22 protein-coding genes are annotated in these 25,033 nt (G+C 70.8%); 10 read left to right on the top strand and 12 right to left on the bottom strand.

Annotated features, from left to right (window positions below; all coding sequences use genetic code 11):
* Positions 1-2 precede the first annotated feature (2 nt).
* On the bottom strand, positions 3-536 hold the full coding sequence (locus DVK44_RS17705) for a helix-turn-helix domain-containing protein (RefSeq protein ID WP_162793901.1): 534 nt from the start codon (positions 534-536) through the stop codon (positions 3-5).
* Positions 537-2,311: 1,775 nt separating this feature from the next.
* Between DVK44_RS17705 and DVK44_RS17700 the strand changes: the two genes are divergently transcribed.
* Entirely contained in the window at positions 2,312-3,526 is a 1,215-nt protein-coding gene (locus DVK44_RS17700) for a glycoside hydrolase family 43 protein (protein WP_228447223.1), read from the top strand.
* A gap of 19 nt (positions 3,527-3,545) precedes the next feature.
* Here DVK44_RS17700 and DVK44_RS17695 read toward each other — a convergent pair whose 3' ends face one another.
* The 9 genes from DVK44_RS17695 to DVK44_RS17655 all read right to left on the bottom strand — a co-directional run bounded on the left by DVK44_RS17695 (position 3,546) and on the right by DVK44_RS17655 (position 12,033).
* Positions 3,546-4,604: a hypothetical protein gene (locus DVK44_RS17695; protein WP_114660523.1), complete on the bottom strand. Its 1,059-nt coding sequence runs from the start codon at positions 4,602-4,604 to the stop codon at positions 3,546-3,548.
* A 2-nt stretch (positions 4,605-4,606) separates the two neighbouring features.
* The gene (locus tag DVK44_RS17690; RefSeq protein WP_408055330.1) at positions 4,607-5,194 is read right to left on the bottom strand and encodes a SigE family RNA polymerase sigma factor; all 588 of its coding nucleotides are present in this window, start codon (positions 5,192-5,194) and stop codon (positions 4,607-4,609) included.
* 251 nt (positions 5,195-5,445) lie between these two features.
* Positions 5,446-6,792, bottom strand: coding sequence for an ABC transporter permease (locus DVK44_RS17685; protein WP_228447222.1), 1,347 nt, complete (start codon positions 6,790-6,792; stop codon positions 5,446-5,448).
* Positions 6,789-7,451 carry an ABC transporter ATP-binding protein gene (locus DVK44_RS17680; RefSeq protein WP_408055329.1) on the bottom strand — a complete coding sequence of 221 codons (663 nt, stop codon included), beginning with the start codon at positions 7,449-7,451 and terminating at the stop codon, positions 6,789-6,791. The genes DVK44_RS17685 and DVK44_RS17680 overlap by 4 nt, the downstream gene beginning before the upstream one ends.
* Before the next feature lie 143 nt (positions 7,452-7,594).
* A complete protein-coding gene (locus DVK44_RS17675) occupies positions 7,595-9,037 on the bottom strand; it encodes a peptidoglycan-binding protein (protein WP_228447221.1) in 1,443 nt (480 codons plus the stop codon).
* An 84-nt stretch (positions 9,038-9,121) separates the two neighbouring features.
* Positions 9,122-10,078 (bottom strand): hypothetical protein, encoded by a 957-nt coding sequence (locus tag DVK44_RS17670; RefSeq protein WP_114660522.1) that lies wholly within the window; start codon positions 10,076-10,078, stop codon positions 9,122-9,124.
* A 353-nt stretch (positions 10,079-10,431) separates the two neighbouring features.
* Positions 10,432-10,944 carry a GNAT family N-acetyltransferase gene (locus DVK44_RS17665; protein WP_114665225.1) on the bottom strand — a complete coding sequence of 171 codons (513 nt, stop codon included), beginning with the start codon at positions 10,942-10,944 and terminating at the stop codon, positions 10,432-10,434.
* A 29-nt stretch (positions 10,945-10,973) separates the two neighbouring features.
* On the bottom strand, positions 10,974-11,384 hold the full coding sequence (locus DVK44_RS17660; protein WP_228447220.1) for a cytidine deaminase family protein: 411 nt from the start codon (positions 11,382-11,384) through the stop codon (positions 10,974-10,976).
* 208 nt (positions 11,385-11,592) lie between these two features.
* On the bottom strand, positions 11,593-12,033 hold the full coding sequence (locus DVK44_RS17655) for a MarR family winged helix-turn-helix transcriptional regulator (RefSeq protein WP_114660521.1): 441 nt from the start codon (positions 12,031-12,033) through the stop codon (positions 11,593-11,595).
* Between the two features lie 69 nt (positions 12,034-12,102).
* On the opposite strand from DVK44_RS17655, the gene DVK44_RS17650 reads away from it, so the two are divergent.
* The 7 genes from DVK44_RS17650 (at position 12,103) to DVK44_RS17620 (ending at position 21,284) form a co-directional block, all read left to right on the top strand.
* Positions 12,103-12,477, top strand: coding sequence for a cupin domain-containing protein (locus DVK44_RS17650; protein ID WP_114660520.1), 375 nt, complete (start codon positions 12,103-12,105; stop codon positions 12,475-12,477).
* 288 nt (positions 12,478-12,765) lie between these two features.
* On the top strand, positions 12,766-13,827 hold the full coding sequence (locus DVK44_RS17645) for a hypothetical protein (protein ID WP_114660519.1): 1,062 nt from the start codon (positions 12,766-12,768) through the stop codon (positions 13,825-13,827).
* Between the two features lie 106 nt (positions 13,828-13,933).
* Positions 13,934-14,575, top strand: a complete 642-nt coding sequence (locus tag DVK44_RS17640) for an isochorismatase family protein (RefSeq protein ID WP_114660518.1) — start codon at positions 13,934-13,936, stop codon at positions 14,573-14,575.
* Between the two features lie 42 nt (positions 14,576-14,617).
* Positions 14,618-15,598 carry a GlxA family transcriptional regulator gene (locus tag DVK44_RS17635; RefSeq protein WP_114660517.1) on the top strand — a complete coding sequence of 327 codons (981 nt, stop codon included), beginning with the start codon at positions 14,618-14,620 and terminating at the stop codon, positions 15,596-15,598.
* Positions 15,599-15,754: 156 nt separating this feature from the next.
* Positions 15,755-18,616 carry a beta-L-arabinofuranosidase domain-containing protein gene (locus DVK44_RS17630; protein WP_114660516.1) on the top strand — a complete coding sequence of 954 codons (2,862 nt, stop codon included), beginning with the start codon at positions 15,755-15,757 and terminating at the stop codon, positions 18,614-18,616.
* 414 nt (positions 18,617-19,030) lie between these two features.
* The gene (locus tag DVK44_RS17625) at positions 19,031-20,629 is read left to right on the top strand and encodes an LTA synthase family protein (RefSeq protein WP_162793899.1); all 1,599 of its coding nucleotides are present in this window, start codon (positions 19,031-19,033) and stop codon (positions 20,627-20,629) included.
* Between the two features lie 67 nt (positions 20,630-20,696).
* Positions 20,697-21,284 carry an SMI1/KNR4 family protein gene (locus DVK44_RS17620; RefSeq protein ID WP_114660514.1) on the top strand — a complete coding sequence of 196 codons (588 nt, stop codon included), beginning with the start codon at positions 20,697-20,699 and terminating at the stop codon, positions 21,282-21,284.
* 43 nt (positions 21,285-21,327) lie between these two features.
* Here the strand turns inward: DVK44_RS17620 and DVK44_RS17615 are convergent, their stop codons facing one another.
* Positions 21,328-22,143, bottom strand: a complete 816-nt coding sequence (locus tag DVK44_RS17615) for a helix-turn-helix domain-containing protein (RefSeq protein ID WP_228447219.1) — start codon at positions 22,141-22,143, stop codon at positions 21,328-21,330.
* Positions 22,144-22,188: 45 nt separating this feature from the next.
* Between DVK44_RS17615 and DVK44_RS17610 the strand changes: the two genes are divergently transcribed.
* Positions 22,189-22,803: an alpha/beta hydrolase gene (locus tag DVK44_RS17610; protein WP_228447218.1), complete on the top strand. Its 615-nt coding sequence runs from the start codon at positions 22,189-22,191 to the stop codon at positions 22,801-22,803.
* Here the strand turns inward: DVK44_RS17610 and DVK44_RS17605 are convergent.
* The gene (locus DVK44_RS17605; RefSeq protein ID WP_408055328.1) at positions 22,787-23,674 is read right to left on the bottom strand and encodes a CDP-alcohol phosphatidyltransferase family protein; all 888 of its coding nucleotides are present in this window, start codon (positions 23,672-23,674) and stop codon (positions 22,787-22,789) included. The genes DVK44_RS17610 and DVK44_RS17605 overlap by 17 nt on opposite strands.
* A gap of 108 nt (positions 23,675-23,782) precedes the next feature.
* On the opposite strand from DVK44_RS17605, the gene DVK44_RS17600 reads away from it, so the two are divergent.
* Positions 23,783-24,781: a zinc-dependent alcohol dehydrogenase gene (locus DVK44_RS17600; protein WP_114660513.1), complete on the top strand. Its 999-nt coding sequence runs from the start codon at positions 23,783-23,785 to the stop codon at positions 24,779-24,781.
* The last annotated feature ends 252 nt before the right edge of the window (positions 24,782-25,033 follow it).

Raw genomic sequence — 25,033 nt, 5'->3', positions numbered from 1 at the left:
GGTCACGCCGAGGGGCGATCGCCGGACGGGTCCGTCGTACGGCCGGTGGCCGGCGTACTGCCCCCGGACCGGTCGTCGCCACCGCCGTCACCGCTGTCACCGCCGTCACTGCCGTCGTCGCCGTCACCACCGTCGTCGCCGCCGTCGGGCAGCCCGACCGCCTTCCGCAATTGCTCCACCACGGTGAGAGCGGCGTCCTGCATCTCCGGAGGCAATCCGGCCGCCCGCATCGCGATGCGCTCCACCCGAGCGTCCCGCAGGGCCTCGATCTTCCGCAAGTCCCGTTCCACGGCCAGCGCGGTGGCCGAATCGCTGAAGTAATCCAGCGGCACACCGAAGAACTTGGCGATCTTCACCGCATTCTCCAGGCTCGGCTTCTGGGTGCCCTTGCGGAGATTCCCGATATACGTGCCGCTCAGGCCGGTCCCCTCGGCGATCTCCGAGTCGCGCCAGGGGCGCCCCAGATCCTTCGGGTAGATCACCGAGATCACACGCCGGAAGCGAGCCGCGAAGTCAAGCGAAGAATCGGTGTTCATGCGCCGGATCATAGAACTCTTCGCTGTCGGCCGGGGATCAAGCCCTGCGTGGCCATTACACGATCGTGAAGAATAAAACGCCCAAAATAACGCCTTCCCAGGGAGCGGCCCTTGGCCCTCACTCCTTCAATCCACGTTAGTTGACTTTCGCTCGCCTCACCTTCAGGATCGACACCCTTGGCGCTGTGCGCGCCCCACGGCCGCCCGCCCCAGGCGAGCGGCACGCGCAGGCGCCGGGTGCAGCTGCCCCACGGGGGTGGGCAACAGCACCCGGCGCCGGGCATGGACCCCAGCGAGCGACGAGGCGGCCGGAACCCTGTCGGGGTGGACCGATGACGACCCGGTGGACCAAGAGGTAGACCGGGGTGTACGGGAGCGAGGCGCTGAACGCCAGGTGCCTGCCGGGCCGCCCCTCCTCCTGCCAGTGTCGCGCCTCCAGGGGAGGAGTAAAGGGCGCTCCTTCGTCGCGTCGGCTACGCCGATTACGCTGCGCTTCACCCTTGACACCTCCCCTTCCGGCGCGCGTACGGGAGAGGGGGGGCGGCCGGGGGGAGGGGGGCCCGGGGGGGGTCCGCTGTCCTGCCACTCGGCTCAGGGTCCGGCGGGCGGGTGGGCCCTGCGGGGCTACGCGACAGAGGAATGGGGTGACTCGGCACCGGCTCAGCGGCCAGCGGCCCGCTGTTGGTTGCGATCCAAGCCCCGCTGGTCACCGTTGTGTGGGTTGTGGGGTTACTGGGACGCGGGTGCCGACGAGTGGTCCCGTGAGGGTGATCCGTGCGTCCTGGAGTGCTCCTAATGCACCTCAGGACACATGTGCCAGCCCAAGAGCCCCCAACACTCCACCAAACCAGCCCATATCGGGCAGGCGGGCAGCGGACCCCGTCCGGCGGCGCGGGAAGGTGCCTGCCGGGACGCGTGTGACGCCAAGCGGGCCCCTGATGGCCGCCCATGCGTCCCGGAGGGCCGCTAATGCACCTGAGGACACATGTGCCGCCCGAGGGGACCTCCAACGGACCACCAAACCAGACCATATGGGACAGGCGGGCGGGGTGTCCGGCCCGCAGACCCGGCCGGGCCGCAGGACCCGCCGGCCTTCCGGGCACCACAACGCAACGGTGACCAGCGGGGCTTGAGTCTCAGCCGACAGCGGACGGTCGGCCGCTGAGCCGGTGTCGGACCACCCCATTCCTCTGCTGCGCAGCCCCGCAGGGCCCACCGGCCCGCCGGACCCTGAGCCGAGTGGCAGCACGGCACCACCCCTCGGGCCCCCCTTCCCCCCGGCCGCCCCTCCCGCACCTGCACTTGCGGCTCCGGGGGAGGTGTCAAGGGTGAAGCGCAGCGCAATCGGCGAAGCCGACGCGACGAAGGAGCGCCCTTTACACCTCCACCGGAGACGCGACACTCAAAGCAGGAGGGGCGGCCCCACACCCAACAACCCCCGCCACCGGCACACCCCACTCAACGCCGCTCTGACCCGCACCCGACAACCCCACCGTGACCAGCGCGGCGCACACCCACGCGTGTGGCTCATGACAGAGCTGTTACGTCATGCGCACATTCAGCCGACCTCGACTCCCTTACGCTAAGGCCCAGTTGGCCGGGCGGCAGGTCCGTCCGATGTGCCGAGGAACTCCTGTACCACCGTCACGGCTTCGTATGCCCGCCGCTCCTCCGAGCATCGAGTGCCTCTCCCCGTTGCGTAAATATTGATTGATTTAGGCAGGATCATGGCCACGCCTCGCAAACTGAAAATGACACCCCGTCGCGCCCTTCTGATGGCAACTGTCCTCGCGGCCACCGCAATGCCGACGGCCTGCGCCTTCAGCGGGGACGAATCCACACCGGCGCCCCCGGCCGCCGCGTCGAAGGAGAAGGAGGCGAAGGAGGAGAAGGAGGCTGAGGCGGCAGAGCAGGCCGAGGAGGCGACAGGGGCGAAGGACACGTCAGTGACAGCCAACTCCGGCTCTGGGTCCGGCTCGGCGTCCGGCTCGGACTCCATCACCACCGCCGCCGCCGCTGCCGACACCTACGTCCCCGGCGCCGACCCCAGTGTGATCAAGGTGGGGAGCACCTACCACGCGGTGAAGACGATCGGGGGCGGTATCGCCGTCCGGTCCGCGCCCACCCTCGCCGGGCTGGCCAACGTCGCCTCCAAGAAGGTCTGGACCGACCCGGGTATCGGTGACATCTGGGCGCCGAAGCTGGTGAAGGTCGGCGCCAAGTACTACATCTACTTCACGGGCGGCAAGAGCGCGGCCCACCGTATGTACGCCATCAGCTCGGACTCGCCCAACACGGGTTACGGCACCGCGCAGAAGATCGCGCTGCCGGACGACATGTGGGCCATCGACGGCTCTGTCTTCCGGTACAACAACCAGCTCTGGATGGTGTGGTCCGGCTGGTCCAAGGCCACCAACGGTTCGGAGCAGAACCTCTACATCGTCAAGATGAGCGGCCCGACCACCCCGACCGGCCCCCGCTACATCATCTCCCAGCCCCGCGAGAGCTGGGAGCGCAAGGTCGGCAAGCCGTACATCAACGAGGCGCCGATTCCGCTCAAGGACCCCGAGGGTCTGCTGCACATCGTGTACTCGGCCAACGGCTCCTGGAGCGACCAGTACTGCCTCGGCGAACTGCGGCTGCGCAAGGGCGGCAACCCCACCTATATCTGGGACTGGTACAAGTCCAACGGCTGTCTGTTCGGCTCCAACCCCGCCACCATGATGAAGGGCTGGCCCGCCACCTCGAAGGTCAACGGCCCCGGCAGCAACTCCTTCGCCCTGCTCGACGGCGACATCAACAACAGCCCGCCGGCCGGCCCCCGGGCCCCCTTCGTCTACCACGCGGTCCCGAAGGGCACGCCCTACTCCTGGTCGGCCCGGCAGTGGCGTAACGGTACGTTCGTCTGGTGGGGGAACACCACGTACACCCGCGCCAATGTCCCCGGCGCCACCAGCAACACCGGTGCCAGCCTGAGGTTCTTCGAGTAGGGATTCGAGTAGGGATCCTTCAGTCGGTCGACTCCAGCAGGAGTTCCAGCAGCCGGTCGCTGGTGGCCAGGTCCATGACCAAGGTCCTCAGCGAGACAACATCCCCGGTCGCCACCGGCGCGGGCCCGGACAAGCCGTCGTTCTCGTCGGGTGCGGCCGTCGCCACGGGCAGCGGAGGGACACCGGACGACGTGACCGCGTTGGGGGCCGGGGCGCGGCCCGCCGTGGAGGCCGCCGTGGCGCCGTCCAGGGCGCCCGCCACCACCTGGACCGTCCAGCCGTCCTCGGTCACGTACGTCACCCCGACGGCCGGCCGGCCGGTGGTGGCGTCGGCTAGCGGCTGGGCGGCGCCCAAGTCAACGGGGGTCGGCGTGCTCGGCCCGTTCGTCGGTGTGAAGGCTTGCAGCTCGGCCTTGTTCTTCCGCAGGACGGTGGGCTCCGTACACCACGCGTGGTCCTTCCAGGGCGTGGTGACGTACTGGCCGGCGAGACTCACACACTCGCCCGCCGCCAGAGCCTGCCGCGCGTCCCGGGCTTCCGTGACCGTCGGAAAAGCGGCGACGTAGAGCAGCGAGCCGTCCGGCACCCCGGCCCCCGTCAGCCGGAAGTAGCGGCCCGGGACGACGGCATCGCGCGGGCTCGCCTCCGTCAGCTTCAGGGAGCTGTTCGGGTACGCCGTATGCAGCGCCGAAGCGCTCGGATACAGGATCCCCGGCATCGTCCTGGGCCCGGGCACCGTGGCGGTGGTGACCCCGCCCGAGGGGCGGTCGACGCGGAGACCGCTCAGCATCGAGGGCAGTGTCATGGCACCGCCCGCCAGCACCAGCACCCCCACGGCCGAGCCGAGCGCGGTGGAGACCCGGCGGCGGGTACGGATCCGGTAGCCCTGTGCGATCGAGGCCCTGACCAGGTCGGGCATGGGCGGTTCCGCGCCGGCGTCCAGCCGTTCCAGCGCCCGGGCGAAGCCCTCACCCGGGTCCTGGCCGGCGCCGCCCCGGCCACCCACGCCGCCGCCCCGGCTGCTCTCGTTGCCTTCGCTGTCCTGGTTGTCCTGGTTGTCCTGGTTGACCTGCGTCATCCCTACCACTCCGCCATTGTGTAGCTGGTGCCGTGCGACTCCCCCTCCAGAGGGGTGTCGCCGAGGATCCGGCGCAGTGCGGCCAGCCCCCGGGAGGTCTGGCTCTTCACCGTGCCGGTGCTGCATCCCAGGGCCGCCGCCGTCGCCTCCACACTCTGGTCCTCCCAGAAGCGCAGTACGAGCACCGCCCTGCTGCGCGCGGGCAGTTGGCGCAGCGCGTCGAGCAGTGTCACCCGTAGCTCCGAGTCCTGGGGCGCGGCCACCACGTCGTACTGGTGTGTCCCGGGCCGTTCCCACCAGCGCTGACGGCGGGTCTCGTCCACAAACGTCCGATACAGCACCTTACGGGTGTACGCGTCCGGGGACTCCGTCCGCTCCACCCGGCGCCACACCGCGAAGACCTTCGCCAGGGATGCCTGGGTCAGGTCCTCGGCCAAGTGCCAGTCCCCGCAGAGCAGATAGGCGGCCCGGCGCAGCTGCCGCTGACGCGAGCGCGCGAACTCCTCGAACGACGACTCCAGTTCCGTCGCGCCCTGGCCCGGTCTCCGGCCCGCCCCCCGCCCTGCCCCCCGGCCCGGTCCCCAGCTCAACAGCCCTCACCGCCAGGCACGTCGGCGGCGGCGTGCGACGGGGAGCGGCGGGGCACGGGATGTCCGGCGCCGGGCGGTGCGGAGTGCGTCATGCGGGGGTCAACGGGATGACAGGGCCGGGAGGTTGTCAGGTTCACTGGAATTTCTCAGGGACTTTTACGGCGGGGACTACGGAGGGGACTACGGCGGGGATCTTTTCGGCGCGGACCTTGGTGGTGGGCGCGCATGCGGTGGGGGCCTGTACGTGATCGTCACGCCGGACCGCGCAGCGCGTCAACCGGCTCCATCCGCGCCGCGCGGAGCGACGGGTAGAGCCCGGCGAGCAGCCCGACCAGCGCCCCCGCGACCGGCGCGCCCACCGCGAGCCGCAGATCGAGCACCGGCGTCCACTCCTTGGTGATGGACACACCGACCACGATGACGATGCCCGCCACAGCGCCGATGACGCCGCCCAGCAGCCCGATCGTCGTCGACTCCAGCAGGAACTGGAAGGCGATCTGCCGCCGCGACGCGCCCAGCGCCCGGCGCAGGCCGATCTCACCGACCCGCTCCATCACCGTCACCAGCGTGACGTTCGCGATGCCGATCGCGCCCACCACCAGGGACACCAGCCCGAGGACGAGGAAGAGGCCGTTGACGTCGCCCTCCACGTTCTTCTTCGCCTTGGAAAGGTCGGCCGGCGACTCCACGGCGAGCGAGCCCTCATGCCCGGGCGAGAGCGCGATCGGCGCCTGCCGGGCGACCTGCTGGGCCGCCCCCAGCACGGTGTTCACCAGCACCCGGCTGACGTTCTCCAGCCCCAGCCGCTCCCCCGCCGTGGTGTACGGGACGATCACCGAGGTGGAGAGCTGCTGTTCGCGCCGGATCCCGCCGAGGATCCCGATCACCGTGTAGGACTGGTCCGCGAAGAACACCGCCGGGGAGTCCTCCACCGACGTGATGCCCAGCAGCTCCGCCGCCTGGTCGCCGAGGACGACGACCCGGTCGTGTCCGGCGATGTCACCGGCGTCGAAGAACCGTCCCGCGGTCATCTCGCCGCGTACCGCCGCCGGCAGATTCAGGGTCGAGGCGGTCACGGCGAGGGTGGTGCCGTTCGTCACGCCCGGCGACACCACCTCGTTGGCCCGTACCCGTACGTTGGCGGTCTTGTCGGAGGTGCCCAGCGCGGCGGCCGACTCGACGCCGCTGAGGCGCTCGACCTGCTCGGGTCCGCTCCAGGACACCAGCGGAACGGACTGCGCACCGGGCGGCGGGGGTGGCACCGTAACGGCGACCGAGGTGGCGGTGAGGGCGTCGAACCGGCCGACGATCTGATTGCCGGCGGTGGCCGCCACACCGATGGTGATGACCAGTGTGGTGATGCCCAGGACCGTACCCAGGGTGGTCAGCGCCGAGCGCAAGGGGCGCGCCATGACACCGGCCAGCGACTCCAGCCACAGATCCCGGGGATCCATCCACGGGCGCTCTATGCCGAGACGCGTCCGCCGCCGCCGGGCCTTCGGCTCCTCCCCTCGGTCATCGGCCGGTCCGTTGGTCGAAACAATCTGCGGGGCGGAGTACGGATCGACGTACGGGCCAACGGGCGAGCCGGCGTTCATCGGCCCTCCACGGTGAGACGGCCGTCCGTGATCCGCACCCGCATCCCGGCGCGCCGGCTCACCTCCTCGTCGTGGGTGATCACCACCAGCGTCATCCCCTGCGCGCACAGGTCGTCGAAGAGTTCCAGCACCGAGAGGGTGTTCTCGCTGTCGAGGTTGCCGGTGGGCTCGTCGCACAGCAGAAGCGCCGGATCGCTGACCAACGCGCGGGCGATGGCGACGCGTTGGCGTTCGCCTCCGGAGAGCCGGTCCGGGCGGAAGCCCGAGCGGTGCCCGAGACCCACCCGTTCCAGCGCCTCCAGAGCCCGCTCCCGGCGCCCGGCGCGCCCGCGTCCTTGGCGGGGACGGCGGTAGGTCTCGGCCATCATCACGTTCTCGTCCACCGTCCGGTACGACAGCAGGTGGAACGCCTGGAAGACGAAGCCGATCCGGCTGCCGCGCAGCGAGGTGCGCTCCAGGTCGCCGAGCCCGGTGGTCTCCACACCGTCCAGCAGGTACGAGCCCGAGGTGGGCCGGTCCAGCAGCCCCAGTGTGTTGAGCAGTGTCGACTTGCCGGAGCCGGACGGCCCGACGATCGACACGTGCTGGCCCCGGGCGACCGTCAGATCGACGCCACGCAGCGCGTACACCGGGGGGTCGGTGGGGAACGAGCGCTCCACGCCGGTGAGTTGGATGACGGTGTCCGCAGGGGCGGGGGTGATGTCCGCCGTCGTATCGGTACCGGAACCGGTATCGGTATCGGTACCTGTACCTGTACCTGTACCTGCACCGGTACCGGGCTTCCTTCTGGTCCCTGAGAAGATCACTGACCCACCACCACGTGGTCGCCCTTCTTCAGCGCGCCCCCGTCCGCCTTGACCTCGACGAAGCCGCCCGCCGAGATGCCCGTGGTCACGGCCACCTCGACCACCTTGCCGTCACGCTGCACCTTGACCCGGGTGCCGCCGTTCTCCGCGCTGCGGACGGCGGCGACCGGGACCGCCAGCACCGAACCGCCCGAGGTGCCGACCTTGATCGTCACCTTGACGGAGGTCCCGGCGGAGTCCTTCAGCAGGTCCATGTCCGCCACCGAGATACGCAGCTGCGCCGGGGCCGCGCCGCCGGACGCCCCGGAGCCGCCCGTACCGTCGTCCGTCGAGCCGCCCGTCGAGCCGTCCGTCGAGCCGTCCGTACCGCCGGAACCGGCGCCGCCCTCCTTGCCGGTGCCGGGCTTGGCATCGTCGCCGATCGCCTCCACCTTGCCCTGCGCCGTTCCGCCCTGGGCCTCGATGTCCACGGTCATGCCCTTCTTCAGGAGCACGGCGTCGGCGCCCGGCACCACGGCCTGGACCATCAGCTCGGAGCCGGTCACCGTGCCCAGCTCCCCGGCGGGGGTGTCGCCGGCCTTCACCTTCACCTTGTCGACGCGCACCGGCAGCTTGGGCAGGAAGATCACCTCACCGGCCGGGATCTTGGTGCCGTAGGACGCGTTGAAGCTGGAGAGCGCCGAGTTGGCGGAGTCCAGGCTCATCTGGGCCGATTTCAGCTCCAGTTCTTTGGTCTTCTTCTCCGACTCGGAGTCCTTCGCGCCGATCAGAGCCAACTGAGCGGCATTCACGGCTTGCTGAAGTTGTGTCAGCTCCTGCTTGTCCTTCTCGGTCGGGGCCTGCGCCTCGAAGCCCCTGGCCTTGTACCACTGGGTGACCGCGTCGGCGGTCCCCGAGAGGTACGTACCGCTCTGTGTTCCCGGGGCGAAGCCGATCCGCCGCAGCGCTTCCTGGAGCTGGGTGACGTCCTCCCCCTTGGTGCCGGGCACGATCGAGCGGTACATCGGGACCGTCCCGCTCAGCACGAACACCGGACGCCCGCTCACCGACATCAGGACGTCCCCCTCCTTCAGTACAGTGCCAACAGCCGGCGCCTTCGTCACCCGCTGCTCGACGGACTCGTCGCCCGGGCCGCTGCTGCCGACCTGGCCGGCCAGGGTGAGGCTCTGCGGCGAGGAGAATTCGACGGTTCCGGTGGCCACCACGGTCGCGGTGAGGTCGCGCTCCTCGACCGCCACCGTCACCGGTCCGGGCTTCGGGGGCGTGTGCCCGGCGGCGGCGTCGGCCGGGGACTTCACCTGCGTACCGGCGAACCAGCCGCCCGCGCCGACCAGCACGATCACACCGACCACCACGCCCAGCTTGCGGCGGCTGGTGCTGCCGCCGCCGCTCTTCTTACGGCGTGTGCCGCCGTCTCCGTCACTGCTGCGCCTGGCCATCAGCCGTTGCCTCCGCCGGTGTTGTGAGTAGTGGGGGTGTGATCAGTCGTGGTGGTGTGACGAGTGGTGCTGGCGTGTGGCGCGTCAGCCGGCGCCGTTGCCGCGGTAGGTCGGGTTCTGCTGGAATTTCGGGAAGTAGGCGGCGCGGAACTCCTTGCCGCACTCCAAATCCTTCAGCGCGATCTCGATCTCCTTCGTGAGGAGGACCTTGGCCTCGTCCACCGACTTCTCCTCGCCGACGGGGACGACGGCGCCGGCGGCCCCGCCACTGGCCCCGGCCCCGGCGGCACCACCAGTGAGCCGGATCTCCTCGCCGATCTCGGTCGGCTGGGTGTTGGCCGGCTCAAGTCCCGCCGCGGTGAGGCAGGACGCGTAGGACTGGGCCAGCTTGACCAGCTCGGCATCGCCGTTCAGCTTCAGCGCGTTCGCCTTGTCGGCCTCCGCGCCCGCCTTGTCCTTCGCGTCGATGTCGGCGTCCGACCCGTACACCTCGGTGCGGGCGGATCCCTCGCACCCCTTCGGCCTGCCGTTGTTGGTCGCGTAGTCCTTGCCGGCCCGGGCGATCATGTAGGCGTCCTGCTGGCTCTCGGTGAGGCTCTCGTGGTACGCCTGGTTGGGGGTCTGCTTCTGCCCTGCGGACTTCAGCTCGCCGTCGTTCGGGTAGACGGTGGTGGCGTTGGAGCCGCCGAAGCCGTACTTCTCCCGGTACTTCTTGGCCAGCTCGTAGTCCGCGCCCGAGATCGCCGCCATCGCGGTGCTGACGGCGTAGATGTCGCCGAGGTTCGGGGTGTGCTCGAAGCCGGCCTTCTTCATGCAGGCGGCGAGCAGCTTCTCGTAGGCGTCGTTGTCCTTCACCCGCTGCTGCGTCTTCTCGTCCGCGGTGCCGCCGCCGGCGTCCGTACCGGAGCCGGAGCCGGAGCCGGAGCCCGCCTTCGCGCCGGCGGAGGTGTCGCCGGACACCTCGCCGCCGGCGCAGGCGGTCAGGGGGAGGAGGACTGCGGCCAGAATCGTGGGGAGAAGAATCGAAGGCTTCTTTGACATGTCCAGGACATCTCTCTGTTCGCAGGGGTGCTAGGGAGGGGACCGCGGGGTGTGTCGGTGGGTCTGCCGACGGGTCTGTCAGCTGCCGAGCGCTCGGTGGGCTCGGGGCGCTCCGGGCGCCGTGAAGTGCTTCATGGGCGTGAGAACGGGATGACCCGCCCGTGAGGTTGTCAGGCCATCGAAAAAAGTTTTCGCGGATTGCGGAGCGGGTTCCGGAGCCGGTTCCGGAGCGGGTCGCGGGGCGCGGGGCGCGCTCAACTCAGCGACATCTGCCGGACCGCGTGCATCAGCCGTACGGGGGCGGTCAGCCAGCCGTACGGCAGGGCAGGGCTACGCCACCGGCGCGCGCGCCCCTACGCCAAGTCCTCCGCCAGCATGTCCATCAGCAGACCGTCGTGCCAGCTGCCGTCCGGACCGCGCTCGTACTGCCGCATGATGCCCACCTCGCGGAAGCCGACCTTGCGGTAGCAGCCGATGGCGGCGGCGTTGTCGGCGGCCGGGTCGATGACCAGCCGGCGGTAGCCGTGCTCGTCGATCAGGTGGCGCGCCAGGGTGCGTACGGCGTCGGCGCCGAGGCCGCGGCCGTGCACGGCCGGGTCGAGATAGACGTCGATGCTGGCATGCCGGTAGTCCGGGTCCTCCTCGGCGCCCCACTGAATGGCCCCGGCCACCTCACCGGCCAGCTCGACCGTGAAGCTCCGGGCCTCGGGATCCCCGAGATCCTCGGCCACCGCCGCCGTCAGATCGTCGCCGCCGCGCCAGCGCGCGTACACCTCCGGCGTGGACCGGATCGCGGCCAGCGCCGGGATATCGGCCGCCGTCGACGGGCGGAGGGTCACCTGGGCTCCGTACAGGACCGTACTCATGAGGCCGATCATCCCCGTCCGGGGACGCGTCAGTCCAGCGGGGCGGGCCATTCATGGGCGGGCAGCAGTTCCCGGAGCCTTGCCGACCTGTCGCGGGCGAGGACCACTTCGGTGTCCAGGTTCGCCGGGTCGATCTGCCGTATGAACTCCCGGCACCGTCCGCACGGCGGCAGTACGTGCAGAATGCCCTCGTCGCTGCGCCACACGGCGACCACCTTCGTGATCCGGTACTCACCGGCGGTCACCATGGCGGCGATGGCCGCGTGCTCCGCGCAGAAGCCCGTGCCCGAGCCGGTGTCGATGCACACGCCCGAGTACACCCCGCCCGCCTCGGTCACCAGCGTGGACGCCACATCGCCGAACAGCCGACCGCCCACCATGTGGGGGTTCAGCACGGCATCGGCGGCGGCGATGAGGTCACTGTTCGAGGTGGCTGTCACCCGTCGGAAGGTACTGGCCCCCACCGCCCCAAGGCCACTGGATTCCCAGGGGCGTTCCGGGGCTTGAGCCCCGGGCTTCGGGGCTCGGGGGTCGGGTCTCGGGCTTCGAGCCTTCCCTTTGGTTTGGGTGGTGGTGGGAAACCTCCCTCCCTCCCCTACCTTCCCTCAACCGCTACGGCCTGCGGTCTCCAGGGCGGCGGGCCTCGGTTCACCAGGCAGGGCGGATCGGTCCCGGCGGTGCGAGGAGTGTCAGGTCGGCGACGAGTTCGCCGAAGCGCGCCTGGCCCAGTGCTTCTCGCCACGATGCGACGGCAGCCCGGGCTGCCCGGTCGGCGGCACGCGTAGCGGCCCAGCCGGTCTCGGTCAGCCCCAGGAGGCGGGCACGGGCATCGTGCGGGTGGGGATGCCGCTCCACGTACCCCTTTCGGACCAGCTCCTCGACCAGTTGGGCGGCGGCCTGCTTGGTCACCCCCAGGTGCTCGGCCAGGTCGGCCGCGGTGGCGCCGCCTGCGGAGATGCGGGCGAAGGCGAAGCCGTGTGCGGGGCGTAGGTCCTCGAATCCCTGCTGGGACACGCTGGTGTGGATTTCCTGCACCAGTTGTCCGGAGAGTGCCAGCACGAGCGCGGAGAAGGCCAAGGCGTCATCCATGGCCTTGACTATAACTCGTCAATCCGCTTGTCTATATAGACAAGTTACTTGTCTAGAGGAGGCTGGAGCATGCCGTTCATCCGCAGTGAAGAGGCCGTCGTGCACGAGATTCACGGTGGCCGTTTCGTTTCCTACGTCCGTCCGGACACCGGCAGCCGGGACCTCGCCGCCTGGCGCGTCGAAATCCCGGCCGCAACGGCGGGGCCGACCCACACGATCAGCCACGAGGAGACCTTCTACGCCCTCTCCGGTCGCCTCCAGCTCACCATCGACGGCGAGAGCGCCGAACTCCGCGCAGGTGACGCGGCAGTGGCGCCTGCGGGCTCCGCACTCGCGGTCGCCAACACCACCGGCCAGCCCGCCCACATGTGGGTCACCACACGTGTCGGGCTCACCGCCAAACTGGCTGACGGCAACACCATCACACCACCCTGGGCTCACTAGCGCGCCGGTGACCGCGCAGGTTCGCCGGGTTCTTCAGGCTGCGGCGACGAGGAGGCCGTCACGACCGCCAACCCGGCGAACCTATGTGGTCACGGCACGAGGAACATGGCTATGAGCAGGCAGTATGACAATTAGCGTTCAGCTTGCAACGTAACGTGATGAAGGTCTAGCGTTCGCGGCATCTGCCGCATAAAGCGGCCCCGGCTGGTGTTCCAAGCACCGAACCAGGGCCTCGCCTACAGGGCATGTGCGGCTGCCGAAGACAGTAAAGACAGGAGCACATGCACGATGGCTGCCGCCGACTGTAGCCCCGCCCCGCCCGCGCCCGCACACCCCTTAGCCAATCCGGGGTACGGCAAGCGCTCCGCGCCCGAACAACTTCCGCGCAGCGAAGCCGACTTCGTACATCTGTACCCACGGGAAGCGTCGATCGCCGCGTACATCGACCGGCTGCCCGAAGGCTCCGCCATCGGGTACAAAGCCCTCGCCGCGAACATCGCCGCCTACGGACAGCAGGCGTGCGCCAGTTCGCTCCGGCGCCTCTCCGATGCCGGTCATCTGCGCCTGATCAAGGAGCACTTGCTGCTGGCGGACAACAGCTTCCGCTGGGTGACCCGGACCTACTTCTCGCGTACGTCCAGGGACGACGCCTGGTGGAAGACGTTCGTACGGGGTCTGTGCGGGGTTGACGTGACGGAGCGGGAGCGGGAGCGCGAGCGCGAGCGCGAGCGCCAGCAGGTACGGGATCAGGCGCCGGGGACGGAGGCGGAGACCGCGCCGGAGGCGGAGGCGCAGCCGGCAGGCTCTTCGGCCGCCACCGCCCGTTCCCTCGCGTACCTCACCCTCGCCCAACTCGGCCGCGCCGACGCCCGTATGACCCTGTCCGCCGCCGAGTGCGCCGCGCTGGAGGGGCTCGCCGCCAAGTGGCTGGCCAGAGGCGCGACGCCGGACCATCTCACCGTCGCCCTGACCGCCGGCCTGCCGTCACCGTTGCACAGCCCCGCCGCGATCGCCCGTACACGTCTGGAGAACAAGATGCCCCCCGAGCCCGTCAACGCCCGAACGATCGCCGCGCAGACCGTCGAGGTCAACCGCGTCGTCATGGTGTGCATCGGCTGCGACAACGACGAAACGACCGTGAAGCTGATCCGGGGCGTCTGCGTCGACTGCCGTACGGAAATGGAGGCGGAGATGGAGGCGGAGGCGGGGATGGAGACGGCCGGGGAGGCCAAGGGCGACGGCGGCTCCTCCGAACCCGCCCGCACCCTCGTCGACACCGCCCGTCGCGCCGCCGAGATCCGTGCCTCCGCCGGGCTGAAGAGCCGCAAGGGCAAGCGGGGCCGTAAGTGACGGCCCCGCTGACGGCCCCGCTGACGGCCCCGCTGACCGGATCGGTCCGCCACCGGACCCGATACGGCCTGTCGCCGGCCCCACCCGTACGGCCAGGCTCAAGGCCATGAGCCGAGCCAAAGACAGTACAGAGCGCGCCCTGATCGTCATCGACGTCCAGGAGTCCTTCCGCGTCCATCCGCTGTGGGAGACCATCTCCGATCCGAAGATCGCCGACCGGGTGCACCGCCTCGTCCAGCTCGCCCGTCAGGCCGGGGATCTCGTGGTGTGGGTGCTGCACTCCGAGCCCGGCAGCGGCGGTGTCTTCGACCCGGCCCTCGGCCATGTCCGGCTGATGGACGGGCTGGAGCGGGCGGCCGACGGGGCATCGGAGCCGCTGATCCACAAGACCTCGCACAACGCCTTCACCACCACCAACCTGCAACAACTCCTCACCTCGCGCGGCATCCGCGCGCTCACCGTCTGCGGTATCCGCACCGAGCAGTGCGTGGAGACGACCACCCGCGTCGCCGCCGACCTCGGCTATGACGTCACCCTCGTCATCGACGCGACCGCGACCAACCCCATCCCCCACCGCGACGCCCCCGCAGGCCAGAGCGTCGCGGAGCTGCTGGCCGACCCGCGTACGCTCCCGGCCGAGGAGGCCATCCGGCGTACGGAGTACGCCCTCGCCGGCCGCTTCGCCACCATCGCGACGATCGACCAGATCGAGGCCGGGGCCGAGTTCGCGGTCGAGGCAGTCAAGTAACCAGGTCAGCCGGGGCAGAGATTCCGGCACAATGACCGGATCGTGAGCCGTATCGTCTTCTTCCTCGTGCCCGGGATCCATCTGCTGGACCTGGCCGGACCGGCCCAGGTCTTCTCCACGGCCGCCGGCCTCGGGTACCCGTACGCGCTCTCCCACATCTCCGAGCAGCCCCAGGTCCCCAGCGCCCAGGGGCTGCCCCTGGTGGCCGGGGTCGACTGGCCCGCGCTCACGGCCGAGGATCTGATCCTGGTGCCCGGCTGGCGGACCGGCACCGGCACCGGTACCGGCACCGGCACCCCGGCGGACGGAAGCACAAGCGCCCACGCGGACGGAAACACCGGCGCCCCCGCCGCCCAACCCCCCATCGGCGCCGCCGCCCTCCAGGTCCTCCGGGACCACCACGCCGCCGGCGGTACGGTCGCCAGCGTCTGCGCCGGGGCCGACGCGCTCGGCCGGGCCGGGCTGCTCGACGGGCGGCGCTGCACCACCCACCACGACTTCCAGGACGAGCTGGCCCGGCGCCACCCCGGCGCGGTGGTCGTCCGCGATGTGCTGTTCACCGTGGACGACCGGGTGATCACCTCGGCCGGTATCGCCAGCGGCATCGATCTGGCCCTGCACCTGGTCGCGGTACGGCACGGGCCCGCCGTCGCCGCGCGGGTCGCCCGCGACATGGTCGTCCACACCCGTCGCAACGGCCATGAACCACAGTCCAGCGCGATGCTGCGGCACCGGTCCCACCTGGACGACACCGTGCACCGTACCCAGAACCTCATCGACGCCCGCTTCGCCGAGCCGCTCCCCCTGACCGCCCTGGCCGCCGCCGTCGGCGTCAGCGAGCGCACCCTCACCCGCCTCTTCACCCGCGCCACCGGGCTCACCCCGCTCCGTTACCAGCAGACGCTGCGCCTCGAACGCGCCCAGCACCTCGTCGGCAACGGCGCGACACTCGACGCCGCCGCCCGCTCCGTCGGTTTCGAGGACGCGCGCATGCTGCGGCGCCTCCGCGCCCGTACGGGCTGAGTTCGTCCGGCACCGTTGACGGTCCTTCGCCGAGGATCTACGTTCGGCCGGATCCCCGAACTCCGTTCGATATCACGAACGTTGGCGAACGACGTCTTCACGCACCACCCGCATGCACGCCGGACCTGGGCCCGCACCGCCAGAAATGAGGCAGCCATGACACCGCCACCCCCACCGCCGCTCAACCGACGCGTCTTCCTCCACGCCGCGACCCTGATCGCGGCGGCACCCGGCCTCTCCCTCCTCCCCGCCGGACGGTCCTCTGCGGCCGTACCCCGCGCCGCTGCCGCCGCCGCCTCGCTGCGCCCCTTCGCCCTCAAGGACGTCACCCTCGGCCCCGGTGTCTTCGCCGCCAAGCGCGCGCTGATGCTCGACTACGCCCGGGGGTACGACGTCGACCGCCTCCTCCAGGTCTTCCGCGCCAACGCCGGGCTCGACGCGCGCGGCGCGGTCGCCCCCGGCGGCTGGGAGGGGCTCGACGGCGAGGCCAACGGCAATCTGCGCGGGCACTACACCGGCCACTTCCTCAGCATGCTCGCGCAGTCCTACGGGAGTACGGGCGAGGAGGTGTACGCCGAGCGGATCCGCACGATCGTCGGCGCCCTCACCGAGGTCCGCGAGGCGCTCCGGCGGGAGCCGGCCGTACTCTCCGTGCCGGGCCGGAGCACCCAAAGCACGGGAGACGCCGCGCGTACGGCCGTCGAGAACGTCCGGGGCTCGTACCAGTACGTCGAACTGCCGCCCGCCGTCCTGAACGCCTCCCCCGCCGTCACCCTCTCCGCCTGGGTGCGGCCCACGCACAACGCCGCCTGGGCGCGGGTCTTCGACTTCGGCGACGGCACCACCCGCTATCTCTACCTCGCCGTCCGCAACGCCTCCGGAGTCCCGCGCTTCGCGCTCACCACCGGCGGTGCGGGCGCCGAGCAGGCCGTCAACGGGACGGCGCCGCTGCCGCTCGACCGGTGGAGCCATCTCGCGGTCACCCTCTCCGGCACCACCGCGATCCTGTACGTGGACGGTGTCGCCGTCGGACGCAACACCGCGATGACACTCACCCCGCGCTCGCTCGGCACCCCGGCCAACAACTGGCTCGGGCGGTCGAATTACCCGGCGGACCCGCTCTTCGCGGGCGCGCTCGACGACGTCGACATCTGGTCGCGGGCGCTGTCCCCGGCGGAGGTCGCCGAACTCGGCACGGGCTCCGGCACCGCCGCCCCCTCCGCCGGGGCGGGCGATCTCGCCTCGTACCGTATGGACGAGACCTCCGGCGGCACCCTCGCCGACGCCTCGGGCCGTGCCCTGCACGCCACCCTGCGCCGTTCCTGGGGCGGCCCGAGCCACCCCGGCTTCCTCGCGGCGTACCCGGAGACGCAGTTCATCGCGCTGGAGTCGATGACGCGGGGCGACTACACGGCGGTGTGGGCGCCGTACTACACCGCGCACAAGATCCTGCGCGGTCTGCTCGACGCGTATCTCAACACCGACGACGCCCGCGCGCTGGACCTCGCGGCCGGGCTCTGCGACTGGATGCACTTCCGGCTGTCGCGGCTGCCCGCGAGCACACTGCAACGGATGTGGGGGATCTTCTCCAGCGGCGAGTTCGGCGGGATCGTGGAGGCGATCTGCGATCTGTACGCGCTCACGCACCGGCCCGAACACCTCGCGCTCGCCCGGCTCTTCGACCTCGACCGGCTGATCGACGCGTGTGTGGCGGGGGACGACATCCTCGACGGTATGCACGCCAACCAGCACATCCCGATCTTCACCGGGCTGGTCCGGCTGTACGAGGAGACGGGCGAGGCCCGGTATCTCACGGCCGCCCGGAACTTCTGGGACATGGTCGTGCCACACCGGACGTACGGGATCGGCGGGACCAGCACCGCCGAGTTCTGGCGGGCGCGCGGTGTCATCGCGGGCACACTGAGCGACACCACCGCCGAGACATGCTGTGCGTACAACATGCTGAAGCTGAGCCGGACGCTCTTCTTCCACGACCGCGACCCGAAGTACATGGACTACTACGAACGCGCCCTCCACAACCAGGTTCTCGGCTCCAAGCAGGACCGGCCGGACGCCGAGAAGCCGCTGGTCACGTACTTCATCGGGCTGCTGCCGGGGCAGGTGCGCGACTACACGCCCAAGGCGGGGACGACCTGCTGCGAGGGCACGGGGATGGAGAGCGCGACCAAGTACCAGGACTCGGTGTACTTCGCGGAGGCGGACGGTTCGGCGCTGTACGTCAACCTCTACAGCGCGTCCACACTGACCTGGGCGGACCGGGGTGTCACGGTCACGCAGACGACGGACTTCCCGGTGGAGCAGGGCTCGACGCTCACCATAAACACAACCGCCGGCAATCGACCCGCCGCCTTCGACCTGCGGCTTCGCGTACCGGAGTGGGCGCGGGACGGCGTCAAGGTGACCGTGAACGGCGTCCCCGTACCGGAGACCCCCCGCCCCGGCGGCTACTTCACCCTCTCCCGCACCTGGCGCGCCGGTGACACGGTCCGTATCGACGTCCCGTTCCGGCTGCGGACGGAATCGGCCCTGGACGCCCCGGCGACGCAGACCCTGTTCTACGGCCCGGTCAACCTCGTCGCCCGCGATCCCCGCCGTACCTTCCTGCCCGTCTCCCTCCACCACAACACCGCGCTCTCCGGCGACCTCCTGCCCTCCCTGACCCCGGTGCCCGGCAGCCCGCTGCACTTCACCACGCCGGACGGCATCACCTTCGCGCCCTTCGCCGAGGGCACGGAGGACCCCACCCACGCCTATATCCACCGCACCGAACCGCGCGTCGTCCTCGGCACCCTCGACTCCGGCGTCACCAACCCGTCCGCCCCGGACGGTACGACGCTCCTGGACGCGATCTGGGCCGGCGCCCCCTTCGCCTCCAAGCGCGCCCTGGTCGACGCGGTGGCGGCGACCGTACGGACGTGGACGGCGGAGGGCCGCCTGAGCGAGGCGGACGGCGACCGGATCCTGTCGACGGCGCGCCGGGCCTCGTACCAACCGTGACCGCGCCTGACCGCCACTGGCCACCTCTGACCGCGCGTGAATTCAGGGTCTTGGCGAGGTCAAGCGCGGGGAAAAAGGCTGTCAACCCGGTCCTCTGCCGCTGAACAGGTTGAACCCGGGCAGCCGGTGAACCGTACACACCGATATGGTCGGCCCCTGCCTCTCCCGGTGGGGGCCGCCGTACGATCACCGGGCTTCGCACGGAAGGGCCTTCGGATGTCACGGACGGATCCGGACACGGAAACGCAGACGGACACGGAAACGGACACGGACACAGAAACCGGCGCGAGCACGGACAGAGACACCGACACAGACACCGGCGCGGATACGGACACGGGAACGGACACCGGCGCGGATTCCGCTCCCGCGGCCGTCGAACCGCTCTCGCGCGCGCGGCGAACCGTCAGTGTCGTCGTGAGCGTGCTGGCGGCCGTGCTGGTGCTGGGGGCGCTGCTGCTGCCGAACCACATGGATCTGCTGACGGTCGGCATGTTCCTCCGGATACCCGTCGAGGCCATCTTCGCCGTCGCCCTGCTGCTCATCCTGCCGCCGAAGCCACGGCTGGCCGCGGCGGTGGCGGGCGGGGTGGTGCTCGGGGTGCTGACGATCCTGAACCTGCTGGACATGGGGTTCTACCAGTTCCTCGACCGGCCCTTCGACCCCGTGCTCGACTGGATCCTGTTCGCCGACGCCAAGTCGTTCCTGAACGACTCGATCGGCTCGGCCGGGGCGATGGGTGTGGTGATCGGGATCATCGCGCTCGTGCTGGCGCTGCCCACCCTGATCACGCTGTCGATCGTCCGGCTGAGCGGGCTGTTCACACGGCACGGCGCGGTGGCGACGCGTTCCACGCTCGTGGCCGGCACCGTATGGGTCACCTGCGCGGCGCTCGGCGCGCAGATCGGCGGCATACCGGTCCCGGCGAGCAACGCGGCCCAGCACGTCGACCGCAGCTACCGGCAGATCGCGGACGGCATCAAGGACAAGCGGGTCTTCGCCGAGGAGGCGCGCGTCGACGCGTTCGCCAAGACCCCGACCGACCAGCTGCTGACCGGGCTGCGCGGCAAGAACGTCATCTTCGCGTTCATCGAGAGCTACGGCCGCAGCGCGATCGACGACCCCGCGATGGCGCCGCAGGTGGAGGCCGTACTCGAACGCGGTACGGAGCAGCTCGACCAGGCCGGTTTCGGCTCGCGCAGCGGCTATCTCACCTCGCCCGTGTCGGGCGCGGGGAGCTGGCTGGCGCACACCACCTTCATGTCCGGCATGTGGGTCAAGAACCAGCAGCGGTACCGCAGTGTGACGTCGAGCAAGCGGCTCACCCTGACCGACGCGTTCCGGCGTACCGGTGACTGGCGTACGGTCGGCATCATGCCGGGGGTCACGCGGTCCTGGCCGGAGGGCAAGTTCTTCGGCCTCGACCACATCTACGACTCGCGCCAGATGGGCTACAAGGGACCGAAGTTCAGCTGGTCGCCGGTGCCCGACCAGTTCAGCCTGGAGGCGTTCCAGCGGCTGGAGCACGGTAAGCCCGGCCATCAGCCGATCATGGCGGAGATCGTCCTCGCCACCAGCCACAACCCGTGGGCGCCGCTGCCCGAGATGGTCGACTGGGACGAGATCGGGGACGGCACGATCTACCACGAGATCAAGAAGGCGGGCAAGGATCCCAAGGAGGTGTGGACGGACAGTGCGAAGATCCGTAACGAGTACCGGCGTTCCATCGAGTACTCCCTGCACTCCCTGATCACCTGGGTGGAGAAGTACGGCGACGACGACACCGTCCTCGTCTTCCTGGGCGACCACCAGCCCAACGCCACGGTCACCGGCCCGGACGCCGGCCGCGAGGTCCCGATCTCGATCGTGGCCCGCGACCCCGATGTGCTGAAGCGGATCGACGGCTGGAACTGGGACGAGGGCCTGCGGCCGGGCAAGAACGCGCCGGTCTGGCCGATGAACGACTTCCGCGACAAGTTCTTCACGGCGTACGGCCCTACGGCGGGCAAGCCGTAACGGCGGCCCGGGGCCAGGACCCTGGCCCCGGCTATAGGGTGACGGGAACGAGAGAAGACGCACCACCATGGATCCCCGCGTACCCCGCCTGCGGCGCAAACTGGCCGCGATCCCGTTCCAGCCCCTGCGCAGCCACTCCTTCGGGGAAGAGGAACACAAGTTCCGCCTCGGTCCGAAGCTGACGGAAGCACGAATCGCCGCCTTTGAGGACGAGCACGGCGTCTGCCTGCCCGACGCCTACCGGCAGTTCCTCACCCACATCGGCGGCTCGGGCGCGGCGCCGTTCTACGGCCTCGTACCGCTGAGGCAGCGTGGACTGCTGGTGATGGATCCGCGCGGAGAACCAGGAACGCCCCGGGGCTTCACGGCAGCGGACCCCGGGGAGCGGGAACGCGACCTCTTCCTCCGCATCATCGAGATGGGCTGCACCGACGTATGCGTCATCGCGGTGACCGGCCCGCTCACCGGCCGCGTCCTCATCGGTAACAGCGACGGCTTCTGGGGCCCCAACGTCTCCTCCGCCGCCGACTTCCTCGACTGGTACGAACGCTGGCTCGACCACATGAGCGCCGGCCGCGACAACCGGTCCCTGGAACTCACCTCCCCCCAACTCCGCGCCCACCCGAACCGCCACCGCCTGGCTCCGAAGATCTGACGCTCCGCGAACGCTCGGCGGCGGGGACGCGGACCGGCCGGGTCTATCGGACGGGCCGGTCGGCCGCCGGGTGGTGGTGGGCGGAGGCCGTCCAGGAGGCGAGTAGGCGTAGGGCGTCGTGGGAGGGGGTGCCGGGTTCGGCGGTCCAGATGACCAGTTGCTGTTCGGGGTCCCCGGCGCAGGAGAGGGCGTCCCAGTCGAGGGTGAGGTCGCCCGCGACCGGGTGGTGCAGCGCCTTGTTGCCCCGGGTGCGGCCGGCGATGTGGTGCTCTCCCCACCAGCGGCGGAAGTCGTCGTCGGCCATGGACAGTTCACCCACGAGACGCGCCATGCGCTGGTCCCCCGGGGCGCGTCCGGCCTCTCTGCGGAGCATGGCGACACAGGAGCGGGCGATATCCGCCCAGTTCGTGTGGAGTTTCCTTGTCGCCGGGTCGCGGAAGAGCAGCCACGCGTAATTCCGGTGCTTCTCCGGAATGACGGAGAAGTCGGTGATCAGCGCGGCGGCCATCGGGTTCCAGGCGAGAATGTCCATACGGCGGCCGAGTACGAGGGCGGAGCTGGTGGTCAGCTCGCCGAGCAGCCGCCGCAGCTGCGGCCGTACCGTCTGCGCGGCCTGGCGGCGGGGCCGCGCGGCGGACTTGCCGGCCAGCTCCAGCATGTACGTCCGCTCCTCCTCGTCCAGGTGCAGGACCCGGGCGAGCGTGTCCAGAACCGGCGCGGACGCCTGTCTGCGCCCCTGCTCCAGACGGGTGTAGTAGTCCGTGCTGATGGAGGCGAGCAGCGCCACCTCCTCACGGCGCAGGCCCTTGACCCGCCGCCTGCCACCGACGGCCTCCGGCAGCCCGGCCGCGCGCCGCACGGGCTGGAGGACCCCTTCCAGCGTGCCGACGACTTCCGGGCCGCGGTGGCGTATCTGGCGGGCCGTGCCGAGGTCGACCCCGAGCGGATCGGCGTGCTCGGTATCTGCGGCTCGGGGGGTTACGTACCGTACGCCGCGCAGACCGATCACCGGATGAAGGCCGTGGCCACGGTCAGCGCGGCGGACGTCGCCGCGTTCCTGCGCGGTGGTGACCCGGAGGGCTTCCGGGCGGCGGTCGAGCGGGCGGGGGTGCTGCGCGCCGAGGAGGCGGCGGGCGGGCCGGCCACCCTGGTCGATGTCGTGCCCGAGACGGTCGACGCGTCGACCCCGGCGCTCGTCCGGGAGTTCCACGACTACTACAAGACACCGCGCGCCCACCACCCCCGCGCGACCAACAAGTACGTGCTGCGCAGTGTCGGTCAGCTCGACCAGTTCGACGCCTTCGCCGATGTCGCCAGGATCGCGCCGCGTCCGCTGCTGATGATCGCGGGCACCGAGGCCGCGACGCTGCCCTTCAGCCGGGACGCCGTGGCCAGGGCGGGCGCGAGTGCCGAACTCTTCCTGGTCGAGGGCGCGACCCACGTGGATCTCTACGACAGGGAGGAGGCGGTCAACCCGGCCGTCGCCAAGCTCACCGGCTTCTTCAGCGCGAGCCTCTGAGCCCGGCCAGTTCGCCGTCCGACTCGCCGCCCGCCACCAGGGCCAGGTGAGCGGACGGCGTCGGCGCCGTGGCAGCCGCGACGGCCGCCACCGTGTGCCGGCCGTGCCACAGCCACAGGATGTCCCGGCCGAACGACCACACCAGCGTCGCCAGCGCCGTCAGCACCACCGCGTACAGCGGTACGCGCGGCAGCGCGCCCGTGGCCGCGACCAGCAGCAGTACGCCCTGGAGCGCGGCCACCGTCTTGCGCGCCATGCTCGGCGGCAGTGGGGAGTTGAGCCACGGCAGCGCGCGGGCCGCCGCGACGAAGACGTACCGCATGGCGCCGATCAGCAGCACCCACGCGCCCAGCGACGCTGCCACGTACACACTGAGCACCATGATCAGGAACGCGTCGACCTCCATGTCGAAGCGCGCGCCGAGCGAGGACTCCGTACCCGTGCGGCGGGCGACCTTGCCGTCCACCGCGTCGAGGAAGAGCGCCACCGCCGTGAGCCCGGTGAGGAGCACGACGGGTGCCCCGACGGCCGCCCCGGCCACCGGCTCGCCGCTCGCCAGGGACTCCGCGACCAGCGCCGTCACCCCGCCGACCAGCGTCGTACGGGCCAGGGTGACCGCGTTCGCCGCGCCGAAGCGCCGGGCCGGCGGCCACTGGCGGCTCAGCGCGCGGGTGAGCAGCGCCCAGGTCGCGACCGTGAAGAGCAGGCCCGCCAGCCACCCCGCCGGCCCCAGTCCGGCCGTCGCCCCGAGCGCGGCCAGCAGCAGAAGCTGCGCGCCCGCGCCTGCGGTCGTCGCCTGGCGCAACACCCTCGGCACTCTCGTGTCGTACGTGCGGTCGCAGGTGTTGTACGCGTCGTTCAGGGCGGCCACTGTGCACCCTCCGGCTGTGTGACAGAGTCGTTGTGGGCCGCGTACGGTGTGCGCGGCCTCGTGTTTATCAGAACGTGAACCATCACCCGAGCGTTCAGGAGGACGCAGATGACCCGCTCCGCGCGCGCCTTCTGGCTCCGCTCCCCCGGGGTCGGCGAGATCCGCGAGATCGCGCTGCCCGAGCCCGCCGACGGTGATGTCGTGGTGCGGACCGTGTGCTCCGGCGTGAGCCGCGGCACGGAGTCCCTGGTCTTCCGCGGTGGTGTCCCCGCGAGCCAGCACACCGCCATGCGCGCGCCGTTCCAGGACGGCGACTTCCCCGGGCCGGTCAAGTACGGCTATCTCAGCGTCGGTGTCGTCGAGGAGGGCCCCGAGCGGCTCGTCGGCCGTACGGTCTTCAGCCTCTATCCGCACCAGACCCGGTATGTCGTGCCCGCGGACGCCGTCACGCCCGTGCCCGGCTCCGTACCGGCCGAACGGGCCGTTCTCGCCGGGACGGTGGAGACCGCCGTCAACGCCGTGTGGGACGCGGCGCCGCTGCTCGGGGACCGGATCGCGGTCGTCGGGGCGGGCATGATCGGCTGCTCGGTCGCCGCGCTGCTGGCCCGCTTCCCGGCCGTACGGGTCCAGTTGGTCGACGCCGACCCGAGCCGCGCGGCGGTCGCGGAGGCGCTCGGGGTCGGTTTCGCGCTGCCCGGCGACGCGCTCGGCGGCTGTGACCTCGTCGTTCACGCCAGCGCGAGCGAGGCGGGGCTCGCGCGGTCGCTGGAGCTGCTCCGGCCGGAGGGCACGGTCCTGGAGCTGAGCTGGTACGGGGACCGGCGGGTCTCCGTACCGCTGGGCGAGGCGTTCCACTCGGGCCGGCTGACGCTGAGGGCCAGCCAGGTCGGCGCGGTCTCGGCGGCCCGGCGCGGCAGCCGTACGTACGGCGACCGGCTGGCGCTCGCGCTGGAGCTGCTCGCGGATCCGGCCTTCGACGCGCTGATCACCGGCGAGTGCGCGTTCGAGGAGCTGCCGTCCGTCATGCCCCGGATCGCGGGGGGCGAACTGCCGGGAATGTGCCACCGGGTACGGTACGACGCGGCGGCGGACGGCGTCGTACGGTGAGCGCTCACCGTACGCGGGCACCCTCGCGCGGAGAGCGCCCCACGCACGCGGGCACCCTCGCGCGGTAAGCACTCCCACGCACCGGACCACGCACCGAACCACGCACCGCGCGTGGCGTCGTACGAGGTGCGCGGGGTACACGAGGTACACGGTCCGGAGTGGCATCCGCCACCCCCGGACCCGCCCGGCCGGGCTCCCCCCGGCCGCTGATTTCACCCGAACCCTGAACAAGCGGCACGTCACCGCCGTACT

It is taken from the genome of Streptomyces paludis (assembly GCF_003344965.1).
GTDB classification, from domain to species: Bacteria; Actinomycetota; Actinomycetes; order Streptomycetales; family Streptomycetaceae; genus Streptomyces; species Streptomyces paludis.
The sequence above is the reverse complement of the archived record's forward strand: the minus strand, read 5'-3'. Positions and strand labels throughout refer to the sequence as shown.